The following is a 1,969-nucleotide window of genomic DNA, read 5'->3' on the forward strand; positions in this document are numbered from 1 at the left end:
GATAGAAGTGGTGGGAGAAGATAACAAAAAATTGCTTTGAACAGAGGAGAACATATGAAAGCGAAGACCTTATTTTATTGTACCGACTGCGGCAACGAGCTACCCAAGTGGGCAGGGCAGTGCCCGGCCTGTAAGGCGTGGAACACCATTGTGGAGCAGCCAGCGGAGAAGCCTGCCAAACGGTCCGGGCCGGTAAAGGGCGGCTCCGCAACCGGGGTAGCCATCAACCGCCCCCGGCCCATGAAGGAGGTGGAGACTACCGACGAGCTGCGCTTTGCCACCGGCATGGGGGAGCTGGACCGAGTGCTGGGCGGGGGAGCGGTGAAGGGCTCCCTGGTGCTGGTAGGGGGTGCGCCGGGCATCGGCAAGTCTACCTTGATGCTGCAAATCTGCGACAACCTGTGCCGTTTCGCCAAGGTGCTGTATGTATCCGGCGAGGAGTCGGAGCGGCAGATCAAGCTGCGGGCGGAGCGCCTGAAGGTGCGGGGCGAGGGTCTGTACCTGCTGGCCGAGACGAACCTGGAGAACATGGTGGACGCCGTCCACCAGCTCCAGCCCGACGTGCTCATTGTGGACTCCATCCAGACCCTGTACCACGGAGACGTGACCTCCGCCCCAGGCAGCGTAAGCCAAGTAAAGGAATGTACCTTAACACTGATGCAGCTGGCCAAAGGGGAGAGCATCACCGTATTTGTCATTGGGCACGTGAACAAGGAGGGCTCCATCGCCGGGCCCAAGGTGCTGGAGCACATGGTGGACTGTGTCCTCTATTTCGAGGGGGAGCGGCACATGGCCTACCGCATCCTCCGGGCGGCCAAGAACCGCTTTGGAGCCACCAACGAGATCGGCGTCTTTGAGATGGAGGATGTGGGGCTTGCCGAGGTGCCAAACCCCTCTGAAGCCATGCTGTCCGGCCGTCCGGCTGGGGCCCCCGGCACCTGTGTTACGTGCGTAATGGAGGGGGTGCGGCCGGTGCTGGCTGAGATTCAGGCCCTGGTAGTGCCCACCAGCTTGAGCAATCCCCGCCGGGTGAGCAACGGCTTTGACTATAGCCGGTCTATGCTGCTTCTGGCCGTCCTGGAGAAGCGGGGCGGTCTGATGGTGGGGGGCTGTGACGTCTACCTCAACGTCATCGGGGGGCTGTACCTGGAGGAGCCGGCCGCTGATTTGGCCGCCATTCTGGCTCTGGCGTCCAGTTTTCGGGACAAGCCCGTCCCCAGCGACCTGACCGCCATTGGAGAGGTGGGCCTTACCGGTGAGCTCCGGGCGGCCAGCGCCCTGGGCCAGCGGCTTTCAGAGGTAAAGCGTTTAGGCTTTACAAAGTGCATAATTCCAAAGCGTACACAGGGAAAACTGTCAGCGCCGGAGGGGTTAGAGCTAATCCGGGTGTCCAACATCCGAGAGGCGCTGGCCGCTCTGCTGTGAGGTGTGGGTCGGAACAAAATTGACGCACTTGGACTTTCCTGATTCTCCGGTGGAAGCGGCCCGGGACAGGGAGCAGTAGCCCTCCTTCTGGTATACGCAGGGGTCGGTGCAGGCAATAAGGCTCATTTTCATCCCTCCTTGCTGTTCTTTTCTTTTTTGCAAAAAAGAAAAGAACCAAAAGAAAAAACCTTTTGAAAAACTCCGTTTTTCTTCTAGTATACCTGAATTCTCCCAAAAAATACGAACAGTGCCGGTCGAGTTGGCCCGCACTGTTTTGTCTGTTATAGTTGAAGCGCTTGAGTGGGGGAAAATAGTGTGGGGAAAGACAGCAACACTCTCTGGGCCATTTTGAACGCCGAACTTTACCGGTCTTCAAGTGTGTTGGCTAATCCAAAGCCGCCCAGTTCCCGAACAACTGTAGCGGCCAGTAGCAAGCCGGCGGCAGCGGGGACAAAGGGGGTGGAGCCAGGTGTGTCCCTCCGGGCGGAGGAGCCGGGGCGGGTGTCGGTGGATGACGGCGGCTCATAGTCCGCAGAGCGCAAAG

1 protein-coding gene and 1 pseudogene are annotated in these 1,969 nt (G+C 59.4%); one reads left to right on the top strand and one right to left on the bottom strand.

Features of this window, described 5'->3' with window-relative positions; genetic code table 11:
* Positions 1-54: 54 nt before the first annotated feature.
* A complete protein-coding gene (radA, locus tag ACTO5E_RS10930) occupies positions 55-1,425 on the top strand; it encodes a DNA repair protein RadA (protein ID WP_482303597.1) in 1,371 nt (456 codons plus the stop codon).
* A gap of 362 nt (positions 1,426-1,787) precedes the next feature.
* On the opposite strand, the pseudogene ACTO5E_RS10935 reads toward radA, so the two are convergent.
* Positions 1,788-1,969 (bottom strand): annotated as a pseudogene (locus ACTO5E_RS10935) (hypothetical protein); the annotation flags it as partial.

The sequence above is a fragment of the Acutalibacter sp. genome, from assembly GCF_056800975.1.

Bases quoted from the DNA above. Each gene is read 5' to 3' on its own strand.
- radA (WP_482303597.1), top strand. From the start codon at position 55: ATGAAAGCGAAGACCTTATTTTATTGTACCGACTGCGGCAACGAGCTA.